General features: G+C 71.3%; 2 protein-coding genes and 1 pseudogene. 2 read left to right on the top strand and 1 reads right to left on the bottom strand.

What is annotated here, in order from left to right; translation table 11 throughout:
* Positions 1-199, top strand: a pseudogene (locus RDU12_RS15565) (FAD-dependent oxidoreductase); the annotation flags it as partial.
* Here the strand turns inward: RDU12_RS15565 and RDU12_RS15560 are convergent.
* Positions 200-925 (bottom strand): TonB family protein, encoded by a 726-nt coding sequence (locus RDU12_RS15560; RefSeq protein ID WP_300293419.1) that lies wholly within the window; start codon positions 923-925, stop codon positions 200-202. It lies immediately after the preceding pseudogene.
* Positions 926-1,117: 192 nt separating this feature from the next.
* Here RDU12_RS15560 and RDU12_RS15555 point away from each other — a divergent pair.
* Positions 1,118-1,738 (top strand): transglycosylase SLT domain-containing protein (locus RDU12_RS15555; RefSeq protein ID WP_308685565.1); only part of this gene is annotated, 621 nt, incomplete at its 3' end.

The raw sequence follows: 1,738 nt of genomic DNA, 5'->3' as shown, positions 1-1,738 counted from the left end.
GGTCGGGGTTCGCGGGGCGGTCGCCGACGGCCTGCCGCTGGCGGGCCCCTCGGCGCAGCCCGGCCTGTTCCTGGCGCTCGCGCCGCGCCGCAACGGCTGGCTGCTCGGCCCTCTGGTCGCCCAGGTCGTCGCCGACGGGATCGAGGGCCGCCCGCCGACCTCGGACGCGGCGCCCCTCGATCCGCTCAGATTCGGCTGATCAGTCCGCCGGAGGATTGAAGCGGATGGCGATGTTGACCCGCGACCCCACCGCGGCGCCGTCGACCGTGCGCGGGCTGATCTGGAAATGCCGCGTCAGGCCCTGCGCCGCCCGCCCGAAGCCGTAGCCGCCGGGAGTTTCGCTGGTCAGGTTGCAGTCCGCCACCCGGCCGTTCGGCTGCACGAGGCAGTTCACCGTCGCCAGCCCGCCGACCTCGGCCCGCAGGGCGCGGTCGGGATAGGCCCGCATCAGCTGGTCCGCGGACGGCTGCCGGATCCAGCTCGGGCTGGTGATCACCGCGGGGGCGCGCGGCGGGGTCGTAGCCGCCGGAGCACTCTCAATGGGCTCGGGAGACTTTTCGATGGTGCTGATGGTGGGGCCTGTGGCGACCGTCTCGCCCTGGATGATCGGGAGCACATTGTCCGTTGCGGGCGGGGCCGGGAGTTCATTGACCAGCGTGTTGGGCGCCTGCGGCTGGGCCGGGGCGGGCAGTGGCTCGGGCGGCTTCGGCCGGACCAGTTGGACGATCGTCGGTCGCACGGTCGGAGTCTCGGCCGGGACGGTCATCTCGAACCGCTGGTAGTAGAGGGCCGCCCCCAGTCCGACGTGGCCGGCGGCGACCACCGCCACCGCGATCCAGGTCGTTCGGGTGAAGCGCGGCGTCCGGCGCTCGTTGTAGTCGAAGGGGCTCACCAGTCCGGGGCCGCCCGCGGTTCTGATCATCATGGCCGTTCATCCCTGTCGTTCGCCGCCCCCGCAGCGTCCCACGGCCAAGTTGAGCGCTTACGTTGGGGCAAGTGTTGGGCGAGCTTCGCCATGAAACCGACACGAGGGACGGGTGCGGCAAAGGTTAAGCGTCTGTGGACGGCGTCTGTGCTGTTAGGGTTTGATTAACCACGAAGCCGCAGCGTCATGGGTATGAACATCGGAGCGATTCCATCCTCTGGCGGAGTCGAGGCGGCGATCCGGCGCGCCTCCAACGCCACAGGCGTGGACGCTGATTTCCTGATCAAGACGGCGCGGCGCGAGAGCGCCATGAACCCGTCCGCCAAGGCCCGGACCTCGTCCGCGGCCGGGCTGTTCCAGTTCATCGAGCAGACCTGGCTGGGGACGGTCAAGACGCACGGGGCCAAGCACGGCTATGGCCAGTACGCAGACCTGATTCACCGGGGCTCGGACGGTCGCTGGCGGGTGGACGGCTCGGCGCGCAATGTCGTGCTGGACCTGCGTTTCGATCCCCAGGCGGCCTCGACCATGGCGGCGGAGCTGACCGCCTCCAACGCCGCCTATCTGCGCGGCCGGACCGGGCGCGAGCCGGGAGCCGGAGACCTGTATGCGGCGCACTTCCTCGGGCCGGCCGGGGCGGCCCAGCTGATGGAGGCCATGGAGCGCCGGCCGGGCGCCAGCGCGGCGTCGATCTTCCCCTCGGCCGCCTTGGCGAACCGCTCGATCTTCTACCGCGGCGGTCGCCCGGCGACGATCGCGGAGGTTCACGCCAACCTTCAGCGGCACGCAGGCGAGGGCGCGCCGGCCGCTTCG

This window comes from Brevundimonas sp., from assembly GCF_031082345.1.
Taxonomy (GTDB): domain Bacteria; phylum Pseudomonadota; class Alphaproteobacteria; order Caulobacterales; family Caulobacteraceae; genus Brevundimonas.
This window is presented reverse-complemented; position numbering and strand designations above follow the sequence as displayed.